Below are 16,366 nucleotides of genomic sequence, written 5' to 3'. Positions count from 1 at the left end.
ACTGGAGTCTCTAGAAGAAGCGCGGGTCGTCGAAGACGCCGGACGCGACGAGATAGACGTAGAAGTCGGCGAGCGCCACGCTGAGCAGCGACGCCCAGGCCAGCTGCATGTGGCGGGCGTTGAGCCGCCCGACGAACTGCCACGCCCGGTAGCGCGCGGGGTGCCGGGAGAAGTGCTTGAGCTTGCCGCCGACGATGTGCCGGCACGAGTGGCAGGAGAGGGTGTACGCCCAGATCAGCACGATGTTGGCCAGGAAGACCAGGGTGCCCAGGCCCATGTGGCCCCAGCGGTAGTGCGGGTCGCGGAAGGCCAGCGCGGTGTCGTAGGTCAGTACCCCGGCGACCAGCAGGGCGGCGTAGAAGAAGTACCGGTGGATGTTCTGGAGGACCAGCGGGAAGCGGGTCTCGCCGGTGTACGTGCGGTGCGGCTCCGCCACCGCGCAGGCGGGCGGGGAGGCCCAGAACGCGCGGTAGTACGCCTTGCGGTAGTAGTAGCAGGTCAGGCGGAAGCCGAGCGGGAAGACCAGGATGATGAGCGCGGGGGACAGGCCCCACCAGCCGCCGAGGAGGCCGGCGTTCGGCCCGGCGTGCATGGTGCGGCAGTTCTCCGCCAGACACGGCGAGTAGAACGGCGAGACGTAGGGCGCCGCGTAGTAGTGGGCGTTCGAGAAGGCGCGCCAGGTGGAGTAGACGACGAAGGCGAACAGGCCGGCCGCGGTGACGGCGGGCGCCAGCCACCAGCGGTCGGTCCGCAGGTGCGGGGCGGCGATCGCGGCGCGCGGACGGGTCCGCACGCCGCCGCTGCCTTCGTCCGGTCGGGGTTCCGTACCAGTGGCCAAGTCAGGACTCCGGTTCGGTAGGGGTTCGTCAGGGGGCGCGGCGGTCGCGGGCGCCCAGGCCCTCGTCGTCCGAGTCCGTCCACAGGCTGATGTCGTAGGGCGTGTCGGAGATGGTCACGAGGTCCGGCCTGCGGGCCGCGTCGGGGGCCGCGGCCGCCGCCCGCAGCAGCGCCAGGCTCTCCCGTAGATGATCGGCGTCCAGCCGGACCCGGCGCATCTCGAGGCTCCCGCGGTCGAGGTGGTGCTCCAGGCGTCCCAGCGACCGGTGCAGGTCGTCGAGGGAGCGCTGGGCCGAGGTGATGTCGTCGTGCACGGTCATGACTTGCCCCTCACTGTGACGGGCCCGTGGGCCCTGGGCGGCACCGTTCATGCGCCTTGGAGTCTCGCGCGTCACAGTGCCGGTGTGAAGGCGTGTGCAGCGATTGACGCAGGCGCACGGATGCATCTCCGGGGGTGTTGCGCCGCACGGGTGGGGTTACCGCCCGTCGTCGCCGTGTCGCCCCCTGTGGCCGGAACCTTTCCTCTTCAGTGGCCGCATAGATCTGATCAGCTCCATATACCGCCGAAAGTGATCAGTTCCATATAGCTACAAAAGTGAGCATAAGCCCCGCGGCTTCCCGGAGGTAGCAGAGATGTCCCACCACGGCGTCGGCCCGCGCGCGGTCATGCGCTCGGTCGCCTTCCTCACCGCGGGCGCGCTCGCGGTGCCGCTCCTGGCCGGCTGCGGCTCCGACGACGAACCCGCCGGTCCCCTCGCCGGGCAGGACATCGTCCCCGTCGCCCGCGCCCAGGTCGCCGACGGGGGGACCCTGAAATGGGCCGTGGACGCCGTCCCGGAGACCCTGAACACCTTCCAGGCCGACGCCGACGCCGGCACCAGCCGCATCGCCCAGGCCGTGCTGCCGTCGATGTTCCGGCTCGACGCGAACGGCCGCCCGGTGGCCGATCCGGCCTATCTGGAGTCGGCCAAGGTCATCGAGACCGAGCCGCGCCAGGTCGTGCTGTACAAGCTGAACCAGCAGGCCGTCTGGAGCGACGGCCGGGAGATCGGCGCGGCCGACTTCGCCGCCCAGTGGCGCGCCCTGTCCGGCAAGGACAGCGCCTACTGGACCGCCCGCAACGCCGGCTACGACCGCATCGCCAAGATCGAGCGCGGCGCCAGCGACCTCCAGGTCCGGGTCACCTTCTCCCGCCCCTACGCCGACTGGAAGTCGCTGTTCTCCCCGCTCTACCCGAAGGACGTCATGGGCACCCCCGACGCCTTCAACGACGGCGCCCGCCGCAAGCTGAAGGTCACCGCCGGGCCGTTCCGGGTGGAGAAGGTCGACACCGCCGGGAAGGACGTCGTCCTCGCCCGCAACCCGCGCTGGTGGGGCAAGCCGGCCAAGCTGAACCAGATCGTGCTGCACGCCGTGTCCCGCGACAAGCGGGCCGCCGCGCTCGCCGACGGCAGCGTCGACCTCGCCGACGTCGACTCCGGCGATGCCCAGCGGATCGGCCTCGCCAACCGGCAGAAGGGCACCGGTACCCCGCTCCAGGGCTCCGGGAAGACGTCCGTGAAGAAGCTGCGCGCCTGGGCGCTCGCGCACGGCTTCGACTCCGACAAGGTGCCCAGGGGGCGGAAGAAGCTGCGCAAGGTCATCAAGCGGTACCTGGAGCAGCAGCAGGAACTGCGGGACTTCGACGTCCGCAAGTCCCTGGAACCCGCCTACACGCAGCTCGCCCTCAACGGTTCCTCGGGCCCCCTGGCCGACGAACGGGTCCGCCGGGCCGTCGCCCGCGCCCTGGACCGGGCCGAACTGGCCCGGCTGGTCCTCACCCCGCTGGGCCTGCCCGCCGTACCGGTCGGCAGCCACCTCGCCCTGTCCGGGCAGGCCGCCTACGCCGACAGCAGCGGCGCGATCGGCGACCAGGACACCAAGGAGGCGCAGGCGCTGCTCGCCGACGCCGGGTGGGTGGCCGGCGGCCCGGTCAGGGCGGAGAAGAAGACAGAGAAGGCGGCCGGTCCCCAGAAGCCCTCCCAGGACGAATCGGACGGCGGCCAGGACGGCCAGTACATCGTCGGCGAGGACGACAAGGGGCAGCGGCGCCCGTCCGGCGACGACAAGCGCGAGCACGGTGACAAGGGCCTCGCGCAGGAGAGCAGGCACGGCGGCGCGCCCGGCGCGTACGCCCCCCGGGGCACGGCGGCCCCGGCCGCCGCGCCGGCCGGACCGCTCGCCAAGGACGGCAAGGCGCTCGCGCTCCGCTTCGTCCTGCCCTCCGGGCCCGGCTCGGACACCCTCGGCTCGGTCGCCGCGCGGATCTCCGCGATGCTGGAGCAGGTCGGCATCCGCACGACGATCACCAAGGTCTCGGACCAGAGCTACTTCAAGGACCACATCGCCTCCGGCGACTACGACCTCGCGCTGTACTCCTGGCCCTCCTCGGCCTTCCCCGCCACCGACGCCCGGCCGGTCTACGCCAAACCGGTCCCGGCGGCCGACGGCTCGGTGAACGTCGAGCAGAACTTCACCCGGGTGGGCACCGACCAGGTCGACCAGCTCTTCGACCAGGCCGCGACCACCCTGGACGAGGACGAGGAGCGGGACCTGATCAGGAAGGCCGACGCCCGCATCTGGGCCGCCGCCGGCTCGATCCCGCTCTACCAGCGGCCGCAACTGGTGGGGGTGCGCAAGAACCTCGTCAACGCGGGCGCGTTCGGTTTCCAGACGCCGGTGTACGAGGACATGGGCTTCCTGAAGAAGGGCGTGAAGGTCTCCGCGAGCCCCGCTAGCGGCAGCCCGGGCAAGTGACGGCGGAGGCAGGTGACAGCCCGCGGACGTGAGGGGGGCGACGCCGTCCCGCACCCCTTACGTCGGCCCGGCGCGCCCCCGCCGCGAAGGACACGTACCATGGGGTGAGGCCGTGGCGTGTCAAGCCCGGCAGGCCCGCGTCACACGGACGTCAGAGCAGGGCCTTCTCACCACTCCGGGAGTACGCCGCAATATGGCCACGCGCCACGACATCCGCAACGTCGCTATCGTCGCCCACGTCGACCACGGCAAGACCACCATCGTCGACGGCATGCTGAAGCAGGCCGGCGCGTTCGCCGCCCACCAGCTCGAGGGCGTCGACGACCGCATGATGGATTCGAACGACCTGGAGCGTGAGAAGGGCATCACGATCCTCGCCAAGAACACGGCGGTGAAGTACCACCCGAAGTCCGGCGGGGACCCGATCACCATCAACATCATCGACACCCCCGGCCACGCCGACTTCGGTGGCGAGGTCGAGCGTGGTCTGTCGATGGTGGACGGTGTCGTGCTGCTGGTGGACGCCTCCGAGGGTCCGCTGCCGCAGACCCGCTTCGTGCTGCGCAAGGCCCTCCAGGCCCGGCTGCCCGTCATCCTGTGCATCAACAAGACGGACCGCCCCGACGCCCGGATCGACGAGGTCGTCAACGAGACCTACGACCTCTTCCTCGACCTGGACGCCGACGAGGAGCAGATCGAGTTCCCGATCGTCTACGCCTGCGGCCGTGACGGCATCGCCTCGCTGACCAAGCCGGACAACGGCACGGTCCCGGCCGACAGCGACAGCCTGGAGCCGTTCTTCTCCACGATCCTGGACCACATCCCGGCCCCGACGTACGAGGAGGACGCGCCGCTCCAGGCCCACGTCACCAACCTCGACGCCGACAACTTCCTCGGCCGCATCGCGCTGCTCCGCGTCGAGCAGGGCGAGCTGCGCAAGGGCCAGACGGTCGCCTGGATCAAGCGTGACGGTTCGATCAGCAACGTCCGCATCTCCGAGCTGATGATGACCGAGGCGCTCACCCGCAAGCCCGCCGAGAAGGCCGGCCCGGGTGACATCTGCGCGGTCGCCGGTATCCCCGACATCATGATCGGTGAGACCCTCGCCGACACCGAGAACCCGATCCCGCTGCCGCTGATCACGGTCGACGAGCCCGCGATCTCGATGACGATCGGCACGAACACCTCGCCGCTGGTCGGCCGCGGCGGCACGGGCAAGGGCGCCGACGCCAAGGCCGCCGTGAAGGACCGCAAGGTCACCGCCCGCCAGGTCAAGGACCGGCTGGACCGCGAGCTGATCGGCAACGTCTCCCTGCGCGTCCTCGACACCGAGCGTCCGGACGCCTGGGAGGTGCAGGGCCGAGGTGAGCTGGCGCTGGCCATCCTGGTCGAGCAGATGCGCCGCGAGGGCTACGAGCTGACCGTCGGCAAGCCGCAGGTGGTCACCAAGGACGTCGACGGCAAGGTCTACGAGCCGGTCGAGCGCATGACGATCGACGTGCCCGAGGAGCACATGGGCGCCGTCACGCAGCTCATGGGCGTCCGCAAGGGCCGCATGGACAACATGTCGAACCACGGTTCCGGCTGGGTCCGCATGGAGTTCGTCGTGCCCTCGCGCGGCCTCATCGGCTTCCGTACCGAGTTCCTGACCCAGACCCGGGGCACGGGCATCGGCCACTCCATCCACGAGGGCTTCGAGCCCTGGTTCGGCACCCTGACGACCCGTAACAACGGTTCGCTGGTCGCCGACCGCGCCGGTGCCGTCACCGCGTTCGCGATGACGAACCTTCAGGAGCGCGGCGTGCTCTTCGTGGACCCGGGCACCGAGGTGTACGAGGGCATGATCGTCGGCGAGAACTCCCGCGCCGACGACATGGACGTCAACATCACCAAGGAGAAGAAGCTCACGAACATGCGGTCGTCGTCGGCCGACTCGTTCGAGGCGATCGTCCCGCCGCGCAAGCTGTCGCTGGAGCAGTCGCTGGAGTTCTGCCGCGACGACGAGTGCGTCGAGGTGACCCCGGAGGCTGTTCGCATCCGCAAGGTCAAGCTCGACCAGCGGGAGCGCGCCCGCGCCGCGAGCCGCGCCAAGCACGGCTGATCGCAGGACAGTTGAGCCCGGGCACCCCCATGATGGGGGTGCCCGGGCTTTTTGCAACCCGTTTTTCGGGGGCCGGCGGGCGGTCACGAGCCCGCGGTGTCCGGATTGCGGAGATCTCGGACCGATACCCATGTAACACGTCCGTTTCGCGGCCTTCTCCCGGCGAACAGTTTGTCCAGTTATTGGAAGTTCTTCACGTCAGCTGTGACTGAATTGAGATTTAAAGACGGTGGTCGCCACCTGCCTCATGGCAGATAGTTAGCCGCGTAGCGCTCGGGTCAATGGGTCACGCGCTGTGGGGACAGCGCCGACTCGCGAGCACCAGGGGGTGTCTGACCCTCCGTCAGGGGTGTCGGAGGGAAGACGGAAGCCCTCTCCTGTTGGTGAACACGTGGAGTCATGAGGAGGAACCCCCATGCGCGGTGTCACGAACACCAAGTGGGTCAGTTCGTCGCTTCCAGCGGTGTGATTCGGCTGTAGAACTACGCGCGTCCGACTGCTGTCACGCGCGTCCTCGGAGTACCCGGGCACCTCTCACACTCATACCTGTGAAACGGACGAACCGTGACAAGTCCTATCGACATCGAGGACGGCGGGGCTTCGGTCGTCGTCGGCGGCGAACCAGGGCCGCCGGCGAGGAACGAACCCGTCCGGCTCGAAGGCCGGTCCCCCGGCCAGCTGATGTGGACGCGCTTCAAGCGCGACCGCACGGGAATCATCTCGGCCTACGTCGTGGGCTTCTTCTTCCTGATCGGCCTGCTCGCCCCGCTGATCTCGAAGGTGTACGGCAAGGACCCGTACACCGTGTACGCGGACGAGCGCCCCGAACTCTTCGACAGCGCCGGCGTACCGGTGCAGCCGAACGGCGGCATCAGCGGCGAGTTCTGGTTCGGTCTCGAACCCGGCAACGGCTACGACGTGTTCACCAAGCTGCTCTACGGCATCCGCACCTCGCTGATGATCTCGGTAGCCGTCACCGTCGCGGTCGTCGTGACCGGCATCCTGCTCGGTGTCAGCGCCGGCTACCTCGGCGGCAAGGCCGACTACGCCATCGGCCGGATCACCGACTTCCTGCTCGCCTTCCCGGCCCAGCTGTTCTTCATCGCGAGCATGCCGGTCGTGGTCTCCCTGTTCGTCAGCCCGCGTGACGAGACACCCACGTACGTCCGCGTGGTGGCGCTGATCCTCGTCCAGTGGCTGCTGGGCTGGATGGGCCTCGGCCGCATCCTGCGCGGCACCGCACTCTCCCTGCGGGAAAGGGAGTTCATCGAGGCGGCCAGGGTCAGCGGGGCCTCGCCGTGGCGGATCATCCGCAAGGAGATCCTGCCGAACATCGTCACCCCGCTGCTGGTGCAGTCGACGTATCTGCTGCCCGGGTTCGTGACCGCCGAGGCCGGACTGTCCTTCCTCGGCGTGGGCATCGTCGAACCGACGCCGGACTGGGGGCAGATGTTCTCCAAGGCGTCCACCGAACTGGTGATGCAGAACGACATCACCTACATGTTCTTCCCCGGCATTTCGATGATCATCTTCGTCGTCGCGTTCAACCTGCTCGGGGACTCGGTCAGAGACGCCTTCGATCCCAAGACCGCGCGCTGACCTAAGCAGGCTCTCTTTCGCACTGGTGACACACAGATCGCACTGGTGACACACAGATGGGTGGGAATCTTCGTGATGAGTAGGGGCGGACGCCACGCCTACGGCGCACTCTCCGTGCTCGCGGCCGGGGCTCTTGTGCTCACCGGTTGCAGCAAGGGCGGCAGCGACGGCGGCGGGGACGACAAGAAGCAGCAGGAGAACGCCAAACGCCAGCAGGCGTCCATCGAGTTCGGCGACGCGGCGGCCTCCACGGGCCCCGCGGCGGACGTGCCCGGCGCCAAGCCCGGCGGCACCATGGAGGTACTCCAGCGCGACAGTTACGCCCACCTCGACCCGGGGCAGATATACGTCTCCAACGAGGGTTCCCTCGCCTCGCTGATCCACCGGGGCCTGACGGGTTACAAGGCCACCAGCAACGACGGCAGCAAGCACGAAGTGGTCGGCGACCTCGCCACCGACTCGGGCACCACCACCGACGGCGGCAAGACCTGGAAGTACACCCTCAAGGAGGGCATCAAGTTCCAGGACGGTTCCCCGATCACTTCGAAGGACGTCCGGCACAGCATCGAGCGGCTCTTCGCGCCGTTCATCAACCAGGGGCCCACCTACCTCCAGCAGTGGCTGGCCGACCAGCCGGGCACCGCCTACCGCAACCTGCTCAAGGGCGGCCCCTACACGGGCAAGCACCTGCCCGACTCCGTCCTGCAGACGCCGGACCCGAAGACCGTCGTCTTCCACTTCAAGACCCCGCACCCCGACCTGCCCTACGCGCTGGCGATGTCCGGCTACGCGGTGGTCTCCGAGAAGGGCGACACCAAGCAGCGCTACGACAAGGCGCCCGTGGTGACCGGCCCGTACAAGATCCAGTCGTTCAAGTCCGGCAAGTCCATGGTGCTGGTCAAGAACACCAACTGGGACCCGAAGACGGACCCGATCCGCCACCAGTACGTGGACCGGTTCACCATCACGTTCAACCAGCAGTACGAGACCTCCACCAAGGCCCTGCTCGCCGACAGCGGCGCGGACCGGACCGGCGTCAGCCTCAACAACCAGGTCGACGCGGGCAACCTGTCCAAGGTCCTGAAGGACCCGAAGCTCAAGTCCCGCACGGTCTCCGGCTACCAGCCGTACGTGGGCCAGATGAACATCAACATGAGCCACCCGGCGCTGAAGGACAAGACGGTCCGCGAGGCCATCGCCTACGCCCTGCCGATCACCCCGTTCGTGCGCGCCTACGGCGGCAACGACGCCATGGAGGTCGCGGGCGGCGCGATCTCCCCGACCGTCTCCGGCTACGACGCCGCCTTCGACCCGCACGGCAAGAAGAAGAAGCCCTCCGGTGACCCCGGCAAGGCCAGGGAACTGCTGAAGAAGGCCGGCAAGCTCAACCTGAAACTGACCTTCGGCTACATCAACACGCCCGAGGGCCAGCAGTACTCCACCGCCATGGCGGCGGGCCTGGAGAAGGCCGGCTTCAACGTCCAGCGCCAGGAGATCCCGGCCGAGACCTACTACGACCAGGTCTCCAAGCTGGACAACAACTACGACATCTTCCACACCGCCTGGGGCGCCGACTGGCCGTCCGCCTCGACCGTGATCCCGCCGCTGTACGACGGCCGCCTGATCGCCGAGGGCGCGCAGAACTACTCGCAGGTCAACGACCCGAAGGTCAACAGCGAGATCGACCGGATCAACAAGATCACCGACCCGGTCAAGTCCGCCGCCGCGTGGGAGAAGCTGGACCAGTACCTCGTCAAGGACGTCGTCAACGTCGTCCCCACCGGGTACTACAAGCAGACCCAGATCGCCGGTTCCAAGGTCGGCGGCCTCGTCTACGACGACGTGCTGGGCGGCATCGACCCGCGTCGCCTCTACATCAAGTAACCGTCCCTGCCCGGTACCCGGCGCGCCGCAGCAGCGGAGCGCCGGGTACCGCCCGGACCGCCGACGTCAGAGAGCTGCCCCTGCCATGCTGCGCTTCCTCATGCGCCGGACCCTCGGTGCCGTCGTCATCCTCTTCCTGCTGAGCATCGTCGCGTTCCTGCTGTTCTTCGGGGTGCCCCGGGACCCGGCGCTGCTGATGTGCGGCAAGACCTGCAACCCGGACAGCATCGCGAACATCCACCACGTGCTCGGCCTGGACAAGTCCATCCCCGAGCAGTACTGGATCTTCCTGCACAACCTCCTGATGGGCAGCGACCGGTTCGCCCAGGGCCCCTGTCCGGCCCCCTGCTTCGGTTACTCGTACCACACCAACGAGCAGGTCTGGGCCACCCTGATGGACCGCCTGCCCACCACCGTCTCGCTCACCCTCGGCGCGGCCGTGTGCTTCCTGATCGTCGGCCTCGGCACGGGACTCCTCGCCGCCTGGCGGCGGGGCACGCTGATCGACAAGGCGGCCACCGGGGGCGCCATGATCGTCAGTTCGCTGCAGATCTACTTCCTGGGCCCGCTGGCCCTGGCGATCCTCGTCTACCAGACGCACTGGTTCGACAAACCGGCCTACAACGAGTTCACCCACGATCCGGGCACCTGGTTCACGGGCCTGATCATCCCCTGGGTGGTCCTCTCCACGATCTTCGCGGCGCAGTACACCCGTATGTCGCGGTCCTCGATGATCGAACAGTTGCAGGAGGAACACGTCCGCACCGCCCGCGCCAAGGGCATGTCCCGGCGGTACGTCTTCTTCCGCTACGCCTGGCGCGGCTCGCTGATCCCGATCGTCACCATCTTCGGCATCGACCTCGGCTCGCTGCTCGGTGGCGCCATCATCACCGAGTTCACCTTCTCCCTGCCGGGGCTCGGACAACTCGCCGTGCAGGCCGTCAGCTTCAGTGATCTGCCGCTCCTGCTCGGCGTGATGCTCTTCTCCGCCAGCATGATCCTGCTCTTCAACATCGTCGTCGACGCCGCGTACGCCTTCATCGACCCGCGCGTGCGGCTGTCCTAGGAGCACTGTCGTGACCACTGTGACCAAGGAAGCCGGCGCCCCGAACCCGGCCGGTGCCGGTCCCCTGCTCTCGGTGCGGGACCTGCACGTCAGCTTCAAGACCGAGGACGGCGTCGTACGGGCCGTGGACGGGCTCTCCTTCGACGTGGAGCGCGGCAGGACGCTCGGCATCGTGGGGGAGTCCGGCTCGGGCAAGTCGGTGACGAACCTGACCATCCTCGGCCTGCACAACCCGATGTTCACCACGGTCGAGGGCGAGATCCTGCTCGACGGACGCGAGTTGACCTCCGCCCGGGAGTCGGAGCTGGAGAAGCTGCGCGGCAACAAGGTCGCCATGATCTTCCAGGATCCGCTCACCGCCCTGTCCCCGTACTACACCGTCGGCCGGCAGATCGCCGAGCCGTACCGGAAGCACACCGGTGCCTCCAAGAAGGCGGCGTGGGAACGGGCCGTGGAGATGCTCGGGAAGGTCGGCATCCCCCACCCCCGGGAGCGGGCGAAGGACTACCCGCACCAGTTCTCCGGCGGGATGCGCCAGCGCGCGATGATCGCCATGGCGCTGATCTGCGACCCCGACCTGCTCATCGCCGACGAGCCGACCACCGCCCTGGACGTGACGGTCCAGGCCCAGATCCTCGACCTGCTGAAGAACCTCCAGCAGGAGTTCGGCTCGGGCATCGTCTTCATCACCCACGACCTCGGGGTGATCGCCGACATGGCCGACGACATCATGGTGATGTACGCGGGCGGCGCGGTGGAGCGCGGGACCACCGAGGAGGTGCTGCGCGCACCCCAGCACCCCTACACCTGGGGCCTGCTGAACTCGATGCCGCGGCTCGACTCCGACCTCGGCGCCCAGCTGTCGCCGATCCCGGGCGCCCCGCCCTCGCTGCTCACCCCGCCGTCCGGCTGCCGCTTCCACCCCCGCTGCACCTTCCAGGACCGGGTGGAGGGCACGGGCCGCTGCGTGAACGAGCGCCCGGCGACGAGCCCCGGCCGGGCGTCGGCCTGCCACCTCACCACCGACCAGAAGCGGACCATCTTCATCGAGGAGATCAAGCCCCGACTGGGCTAGGTCGTCAGTCGTCCTAGGAGGACACCGTCATGAAAGAGGACCTGGTCCTCCCGGCTCCCGCCGAGCGGAGCGCCGGCCCGGAGGGGGAGCCGCTGCTCCGGGTCTCGGGGCTGGCCAAACACTTCCCCGTCAAGGGCGGCTTCCCGATCCGGCGCACCATCGGTGCGGTGCAGGCCGTCGACGGCGTCGACCTGACCGTGTACGAGGGCGAGAGCTTCGGCCTGGTGGGTGAGTCGGGCTGCGGCAAGTCGACCACGGGCCGGCTGATCACCCGCCTGATGGAGCCGACGAGCGGCACGATCACCTACCGCGGCCGGGACATCAGCCGTGCGACGCGCAGGCAACTGGCGCCGATCCGCTCCGAGATACAGATGATCTTCCAGGACCCGTACTCGTCGCTGAACCCGCGGCAGACGGTCGGCAAGATCATCTCGGGCCCGATGGAGATCAACGGCATCGCCCCGGAAGGCGGCCGGGAGGCGCGGGTCCGTGAGCTGCTGGAGATCGTCGGTCTCAACCCGGAGCACTACAACCGCTTCCCGCACGAGTTCTCCGGCGGCCAGCGCCAGCGCATCGGCGTCGCCCGCGCGCTCGCCCTGGAACCGAAACTGATCGTCGCCGACGAGCCGGTCTCCGCCCTGGACGTCTCCATCCAGGCCCAGGTCGTCAACCTGCTCCAGAAGGTGCAGCGTGAACTGGGCATCGCGTTCGTCTTCATCGCCCACGACCTGGCCGTGGTACGCCACTTCTCGCAGCGTGTCGCTGTCATGTACCTCGGCAAGATCATCGAGGTGGGCGACCGCGACTCCATCTACGCCCGCCCGCGCCACCCCTACACACACGCCCTGCTGTCCGCCGTCCCCGAGGTCAGCCTCACGGAGGGAGGGGCACCCCCGCGTGAGCGCATCCGCCTCGCCGGCGACGTGCCGTCCCCCATCTCCCCGCCCTCCGGCTGCCGCTTCCGCACCCGGTGCTGGAAGGCGCAGGACAAGTGCGCCACCGAGGAACCCCCGCTCGTCCAGATCCCCGGCAACCACGACGGCCACCTGACGGCCTGCCACTTCCCGGAGGACCCGACCATCGAGGCCCGGGACGAGGCCATCATCCTTGACCCGGCGCTGGCGGCGTTGGAGGAGGGCAAGCCCGGACAGCCGTAGCGCGACCGCCCGGACGTCCGTGCGCACCGGCGGAACCCGGGCGGGTCCCGCCGGCCCCGCTGTGCCGCGGATCCGGGACCCTAGGCGTGGCGGGCCACGGTGATGATCTCCGGGGCGGTCGGGGTGAGCGGTCCCCGCTGCCAGTCGCCGTACCGCTCGGCCACCGTCAGGCCCGCCTCGGCGAGGAAGCCGTCCAGGGCCGCGGTGTCCAGGAAGCGCAGGACGCTGTGGTGGGCCCGGGGCTCGGGCCAGTGGGGGCCGGCGTAGGTCTCGGTGACGTGCACCCGGTCCCGCCGGAACCCGGCATCCTGGACCTCGTGCCACACGCGTACGGGCGTCCCGTCGGCGGCGGTGATCTCGTGGACCCGGTCCGGGGTCCAGCGCTCCCAGGCCCGGGCGCCCGGGTTGCGGGTCTCGAAGACGAACCGGCCCCCGTCCCGCAGGGCCGCGCGCACGGCCCGCAGGCAGTGCCGGATCTGCTCGTCGGTCACGAGCTCCTGGAAGGCGTGGCCGGTCATGACGACGAGGTCGAACTCCGCCTGCCACTGCCGCACCCGCACATCGCCGAGCACCCACTCGACGTCGGGCCGGGCCCGCCGCGCCTGGACGAGCATGGCGGCGGCCGGATCGAGCCCCATCAGCCGGCCCCGGTGCCCCTCTTCCCGGGCCCGCCGCAGTAACTGCCCGGTGCCGCAGCCGATGTCCAGCACGGACCCGGCCTCCCGCACCAGGCCGAGGTAGAAGTCGTCACCCGGTCCCCAGGGGTTGAGGCTGTCGTACAGCGCGGCGAGCGAGAGATCGGCAAAGACGTGATCCACCACCGCGGCAGTGTGCCACACGATGCTGAACGGCGCGTCAGTTTTTGCCTCACTTCGCGGACTTCCGCCTCCGGATCACCCTGGTGCTGCCCGCGGGAGGACGCGCGAGACCCCGCCCGTGCGAGGGGCGGGGTCTTCATGCCTCTAGGTGAGAATGCGAAGGCTCAGTACTTGATGATCCACATCATCTTCGGCGAGTACTTGTGCCCGTGGTCGATCAAAATGCGCTTCCCGCACGAGACCTTGCCGCTGACGACCTTGAAGTAGCCGCACTGCAGTGCCCCGATGGTGGTTTGCGCGTTGGGGTTCAGGCTGGAGAAGAAGAGCTGAGGGGCGTCGCTGTAGTGTCGGCCGTAAACAGGCTTCTCGCGGCCCGCGTCACCCAGGCAGAAATCGCCACCGGGGGAGACGTAGTTACACAGCTTCGCGGACTTGTTGTTCCACCACTGCCACTGCGTCCTCTTGCACTTCTCCTGGGTGATCTTCTTGTTGTAGCCGTTCCATTCCAGGCACTTGCCGGTGTCCTTGTTCACGATGTAGAAGGTGTGTTGTGGTGCGGCCTGGGCCGGCGAGGCTGCACCGAGGAACGAGAAGGCAAGCGCCAGAATGGCCGCGATGAGCCCCGATTTCTGCATGTGCTTCATTTAAGAATACCCCCAACTCACAGCGTCCGGTCAGTCGCTGTGCGAACAAGTATTCCTTGACGCCATAGGCATGTACACAAATTTGAGCGAAAGTTGAGCCGGATGATCGCACTGCGCCGGTGGCTTGCGTCGGGGACAAGAAAAGGCCCGCACCTGGGAAGGTGCGGGCCTTGTCCCCTGGAGCGGACGTTCAGGGCTCGGGTCAATGGGCCGGTGAAAGTCCGTTCCGCAAGGGGGCGGCTGACGGAAAGGGGTGTGTCAGACCGCCGCCTCGGGGTCCTTGGTGAGGCGCGGGGCGGGGACGGCGTCCACCGTCTCCGGGTAGTGGCACGCCGTCAGGTGGCCCGGCTTGTTGCCCTCCACCTGCACCAGCGGCGGTGCCTCCGTCGCGCACTTCTCGGTCGCCTTCCAGCACCGGGTGCGGAAGCGGCAGCCGGAGGGCGGGTTGATCGGGGACGGCACGTCTCCGACCAGGCGGATGCGCTCGCGCGGCTCCTCGTCCACCGTCGCCTCGGGGACGGCGGAGAGCAGGGCCCGCGTGTAGGGGTGGCGCGGGTTGTCGTACAGGTCCTCGCGGTCCGCGATCTCGACGATCTTGCCGAGGTACATGACCGCGACGCGCTGCGAGAAGTGCCGCACGATCGCGAGGTCGTGGGCGATGAAGACGAACGCGATGCCCAGTTCGCGCTGCACCTTCTGGAGCAGGTTGACCACCTGCGCCTGGATGGAGACGTCGAGGGCGGAGACCGGCTCGTCGGCGACGATCAGCTTCGGCTCCAGGGCGAGCGCGCGGGCGACACCGATGCGCTGGCGCTGGCCGCCGGAGAACTCGTGCGGGAAGCGGTTGTAGTGCTCCGGGTTGAGGCCGACCGTCTCCAGCAGCTCACGGACGCGGTTCTCGCGGCCGCCGGCGGGGTCGATGCCGTTGATCTCCATCGGACCCGAGATGATCTTGCCGACCGTCTGCCGCGGGTTCAGCGAGGCGTAGGGGTCCTGGAAGATCATCTGGATCTCGGAGCGGATCGGGGCCAGGCCCCTGCGACCCGCGTGCGTGATGTCCTGGCCCCGGTAGGTGATCTTGCCGCTGGTCGGCTCCAGCAGGCGGGTGATCAGCCGGCCGGTGGTCGACTTGCCGCAGCCCGACTCGCCGACCAGGCCCAGGCTCTCGCCCTCGGCGACCTGGAAGTCCAGCCCGTCGACGGCCTGCACCGCACCGACCGTGCGCCGGATCGGGAAACCGCCCTTGATCGGGAAGTGCTTCGTCAGCCCCGAGACGTCCAGGAGGGGGTTCGTGTCGCTCATGTTCGTGAAGTCCGCTCTCGTGTCCGTCAGTTGTGCCGGGTCGCGGCGTAGTCGGGGAAGAGTTCCCGCTTCTGCTCCGTGGTGAGGTGGCAGGCCGAACCCCGGCCGTCGACCACTTCCAGCAGCGGGCGTTCACCCGAGCACCGCTCGCCGGCGACCTTGTCGGTGAACGCGCACCGCGGGTGGAAGCGGCAGCCCGACGGCGGGTTGAGCAGCGAGGGCGGCGAACCGGGGATCGGCGTCAGCGGCACGTCGACCGGTCCGGTCAGGCTCGGCATCGAGTTGAGCAGGCCCACGGTGTAGGGGTGCTGCGGGTCGCGCAGCACCTCCGCCTTGGTGCCCCGCTCCACGCACCGGCCGCCGTACATCACCAGCACGTCGTCCGCGATGTCGGCGATGACACCGAGGTCGTGGGTGATGAAGATGATGGCCGTGCCGAACTCCTGCTGGAGGTCCTTCAGCAGGTCCATGATCTGGGCCTGGACCGTCACGTCGAGCGCGGTGGTCGGCTCGTCGGCGACCAGCAGCTCGGGGTCGCAGACCAGCGCCATGGCGATCATCGCGCGCTGGCGCATACCGCCGGAGAACTGGTGCGGGTAGTCGTCCACCCGCATGTCCGGCTGCGGGATGCCCACCCGGCGCAGCATCTCCACCGCGCGCTTGCGGGCCTCGGACTTGGAGGCGCCGGTGTGCTTGCGGTACGTCTCGCTGATCTGCCCACCGACGGTGTGGTACGGCGAGAGCGAGGCCAGCGCGTCCTGGAAGATCATGGACATCTTGTTGCCGCGCAGCCGCTCCAGCTCCCGCTCGGAGGCGGTGAGCAGCTCCTTGCCGTCCAGCACGATCTCGCCCTCGATCGCGGTGCGCTCGCGGTCGTGAAGGCCCAGGATCGTCAGGTTGGTGACGGACTTGCCGGAGCCCGACTCACCGACGATGCCGAGGGTCTGGCCCTTGGCGAGGTCGAAGCTGAGTCCGTCGACGGCCTTGACGATGCCGTCCTCGGTGGAGAAGTGGACCTTGAGGTCCCTGATGGAGAGGAACGGCTGCTGATCGGTGCTCGTCACGGGGACGCTCCTGAAGGGTGATG

The 16,366-nt window shown here is 68.7% G+C and carries 13 protein-coding genes; 7 read left to right on the top strand and 6 right to left on the bottom strand.

The window, feature by feature from the left end:
* Window positions 1-10 precede the first annotated feature (10 nt).
* Entirely contained in the window at window positions 11-838 is an 828-nt protein-coding gene (locus ACGFT1_RS11745; protein ID WP_373908832.1) for a hypothetical protein, read from the bottom strand.
* Between the two features lie 28 nt (window positions 839-866).
* Entirely contained in the window at window positions 867-1,157 is a 291-nt protein-coding gene (locus ACGFT1_RS11740) for a hypothetical protein (RefSeq protein ID WP_356818236.1), read from the bottom strand.
* 313 nt (window positions 1,158-1,470) lie between these two features.
* On the opposite strand from ACGFT1_RS11740, the gene ACGFT1_RS11735 reads away from it, so the two are divergent.
* The 7 genes from ACGFT1_RS11735 (at window position 1,471) to ACGFT1_RS11705 (ending at window position 12,515) form a co-directional block, all read left to right on the top strand.
* On the top strand, window positions 1,471-3,633 hold the full coding sequence (locus ACGFT1_RS11735) for an ABC transporter family substrate-binding protein (RefSeq protein WP_373908831.1): 2,163 nt from the start codon (window positions 1,471-1,473) through the stop codon (window positions 3,631-3,633).
* Between the two features lie 193 nt (window positions 3,634-3,826).
* Entirely contained in the window at window positions 3,827-5,734 is a 1,908-nt protein-coding gene (gene typA, locus ACGFT1_RS11730; protein WP_373908830.1) for a translational GTPase TypA, read from the top strand.
* A 564-nt stretch (window positions 5,735-6,298) separates the two neighbouring features.
* Window positions 6,299-7,333 (top strand): ABC transporter permease, encoded by a 1,035-nt coding sequence (locus ACGFT1_RS11725; protein WP_373908829.1) that lies wholly within the window; start codon window positions 6,299-6,301, stop codon window positions 7,331-7,333.
* A gap of 75 nt (window positions 7,334-7,408) precedes the next feature.
* Window positions 7,409-9,217 (top strand): ABC transporter substrate-binding protein, encoded by a 1,809-nt coding sequence (locus tag ACGFT1_RS11720; protein WP_373909209.1) that lies wholly within the window; start codon window positions 7,409-7,411, stop codon window positions 9,215-9,217.
* Between the two features lie 85 nt (window positions 9,218-9,302).
* On the top strand, window positions 9,303-10,283 hold the full coding sequence (locus ACGFT1_RS11715; protein ID WP_373908828.1) for an ABC transporter permease: 981 nt from the start codon (window positions 9,303-9,305) through the stop codon (window positions 10,281-10,283).
* Between the two features lie 10 nt (window positions 10,284-10,293).
* Window positions 10,294-11,358 carry an ABC transporter ATP-binding protein gene (locus tag ACGFT1_RS11710; RefSeq protein ID WP_373908827.1) on the top strand — a complete coding sequence of 355 codons (1,065 nt, stop codon included), beginning with the start codon at window positions 10,294-10,296 and terminating at the stop codon, window positions 11,356-11,358.
* A 29-nt stretch (window positions 11,359-11,387) separates the two neighbouring features.
* Complete coding sequence (locus tag ACGFT1_RS11705) at window positions 11,388-12,515, top strand: ABC transporter ATP-binding protein (protein WP_373908826.1); 1,128 nt, start codon at window positions 11,388-11,390, stop codon at window positions 12,513-12,515.
* 80 nt (window positions 12,516-12,595) lie between these two features.
* Here ACGFT1_RS11705 and ACGFT1_RS11700 read toward each other — a convergent pair whose 3' ends face one another.
* From ACGFT1_RS11700 to ACGFT1_RS11685, 4 genes are all read right to left on the bottom strand, one after another.
* The gene (locus tag ACGFT1_RS11700) at window positions 12,596-13,336 is read right to left on the bottom strand and encodes a trans-aconitate 2-methyltransferase (RefSeq protein ID WP_373908825.1); all 741 of its coding nucleotides are present in this window, start codon (window positions 13,334-13,336) and stop codon (window positions 12,596-12,598) included.
* 161 nt (window positions 13,337-13,497) lie between these two features.
* Window positions 13,498-13,977: a hypothetical protein gene (locus tag ACGFT1_RS11695; RefSeq protein ID WP_361988549.1), complete on the bottom strand. Its 480-nt coding sequence runs from the start codon at window positions 13,975-13,977 to the stop codon at window positions 13,498-13,500.
* 258 nt (window positions 13,978-14,235) lie between these two features.
* A complete protein-coding gene (locus tag ACGFT1_RS11690) occupies window positions 14,236-15,279 on the bottom strand; it encodes an ABC transporter ATP-binding protein (RefSeq protein ID WP_373908824.1) in 1,044 nt (347 codons plus the stop codon).
* A gap of 26 nt (window positions 15,280-15,305) precedes the next feature.
* The gene (locus ACGFT1_RS11685) at window positions 15,306-16,343 is read right to left on the bottom strand and encodes an ABC transporter ATP-binding protein (protein ID WP_373908823.1); all 1,038 of its coding nucleotides are present in this window, start codon (window positions 16,341-16,343) and stop codon (window positions 15,306-15,308) included.
* Between the last annotated feature and the right edge of the window lie 23 nt (window positions 16,344-16,366).

This window comes from Streptomyces sp. Y20 (assembly GCF_043195475.1).
Lineage (GTDB): Bacteria > Actinomycetota > Actinomycetes > Streptomycetales > Streptomycetaceae > Streptomyces.
This window is presented reverse-complemented; position numbering and strand designations above follow the sequence as displayed.

Bases quoted from the DNA above. Each gene is read 5' to 3' on its own strand.
- ACGFT1_RS11695 (WP_361988549.1), bottom strand. From the start codon at position 13,977: ATGAAGCACATGCAGAAATCGGGGCTCATCGCGGCCATTCTGGCGCTT.
- ACGFT1_RS11720 (WP_373909209.1), top strand. From the start codon at position 7,409: ATGAGTAGGGGCGGACGCCACGCCTACGGCGCACTCTCCGTGCTCGCG.
- ACGFT1_RS11715 (WP_373908828.1), top strand. From the start codon at position 9,303: ATGCTGCGCTTCCTCATGCGCCGGACCCTCGGTGCCGTCGTCATCCTC.
- typA (WP_373908830.1), top strand. From the start codon at position 3,827: ATGGCCACGCGCCACGACATCCGCAACGTCGCTATCGTCGCCCACGTC.
- ACGFT1_RS11690 (WP_373908824.1), bottom strand. From the start codon at position 15,279: ATGAGCGACACGAACCCCCTCCTGGACGTCTCGGGGCTGACGAAGCAC.
- ACGFT1_RS11735 (WP_373908831.1), top strand. From the start codon at position 1,471: ATGTCCCACCACGGCGTCGGCCCGCGCGCGGTCATGCGCTCGGTCGCC.
- ACGFT1_RS11705 (WP_373908826.1), top strand. From the start codon at position 11,388: ATGAAAGAGGACCTGGTCCTCCCGGCTCCCGCCGAGCGGAGCGCCGGC.
- ACGFT1_RS11740 (WP_356818236.1), bottom strand. From the start codon at position 1,157: ATGACCGTGCACGACGACATCACCTCGGCCCAGCGCTCCCTCGACGAC.